At 41.0% G+C, this 912-nt stretch carries 1 protein-coding gene; it reads left to right on the plus strand.

The window, feature by feature from the left end; all coding sequences use genetic code 11:
* The first annotated feature begins 234 nt into the window (after positions 1 to 234).
* Positions 235 to 651 carry a YjdF family protein gene (locus AC27EF_RS13575; RefSeq protein WP_487111299.1) on the plus strand — a complete coding sequence of 139 codons (417 nt, stop codon included), beginning with the start codon at positions 235 to 237 and terminating at the stop codon, positions 649 to 651.
* Positions 652 to 912: the final 261 nt, after the last annotated feature.

A 912-nucleotide genomic window follows, 5' to 3' on the forward strand; every position in this document is an offset into this window, starting at 1 on the left:
AAACTAAGAACTGGATAGAATCCTTTCGTTTTGGGTGTCTATGCTAGCGGGGACGTTTCACTCTGGATGCAAGGTCTGGCTTTGCTGACAATAAAACATATACAAAGATAAAAACGCAACGCATATCTTGAATATGCCAGAGCCGGTAGGTAGCCCGGCCGTCCTGTTAAATACAGGGTAAGTAACCTGCCCTCCGGGTTGTCCGTTCTTTGTTCATTTTAAGGAAGGATAACCATGAACAAAGTAACTGGCAAACTAACCGTATACTTTCAAGAACCATTCTGGATCGGTGTTTTTGAACGATTGTGCGACGGAAAAATCTCCGCAGCAAAAATCACTTTTGGTGCGAAACCAAAAGATTATGAAATTCTGGAATTTATCTTGAATCATTACGACAACCTGGCATTTAGTCCAGCTGTTTCTGCTGTTTCAAAAGACTCAGGAAAGAATCCAAAACGGCTGCAGCGTGACGTAAAAAAACAGTTACAAAATACCGGGATCGGGACAAAGTCTCAACAGGCTTTGAAATTGCAGCATGAAAAAATCAAACAAGACCGAAAAAAACAAAGCAGCGCTCAAAAGCTTGCCGAAGCAAAACGGTTGTTTGAACAAAAACAGCAAAAAAAGAAGGCGAAGCATAAGGGGCATTAGGCTCCTTGCTTCGTCTTCTGTTCATTTTACACTACGGGATCATAAAATCCCCGATCTGGTGTTAGAATATAAATAGTACAAAATAAACATGACCATTTTCAATAAATCGTATATGATAGTCATAGATCAAGGAGGAGAATGGTTATGGCAAAAGGTACAAAATATTCCCAACAGTTTAAAGATGATGCAGTGCAGTATCGCTTGGATCATCCGGAGATGCCACTTCGCAAGGCTGCGGAGAATCTTGGAGTCAGTGAATCT

The sequence above is a fragment of the Anaerostipes stercorihominis genome (assembly GCF_057535655.1).